The sequence below is a fragment of the Pseudoalteromonas sp. HM-SA03 genome (assembly GCF_002289345.1).
Classification (GTDB): Bacteria; Pseudomonadota; Gammaproteobacteria; order Enterobacterales; family Alteromonadaceae; genus Pseudoalteromonas.
Map to the genome: position 1 here is coordinate 1 of NZ_NSDG01000133.1, position 215 is coordinate 215.

A 215-nucleotide genomic window follows, 5' to 3' on the forward strand; every position below is an offset into this window, starting at 1 on the left:
TAACTGGTCAGATTTATCCAGTCCCTAAAGCACAATGATTTCACCCTGTCAGCACGTGAGATAAACGCATTCCATGCTTCGCTGACCTGATCCAGAATGTGATCATAGTTTGCAAAGGTTCTGTTTGATAACTTATGTTGTCTGAGCCAACTCCACACTTGTTCTATGGGGTTTAACTCTGGCGAATAAGGTGGCAGCCTAATGATCACTACATT

General features: G+C 42.8%; 1 protein-coding gene. It reads right to left on the reverse strand.

Annotated elements, in window-relative coordinates:
- Nucleotides 1-215: transposase (locus CKO50_RS23815; RefSeq protein ID WP_176474739.1), on the reverse strand; the 215-nt coding region annotated here is incomplete at both ends.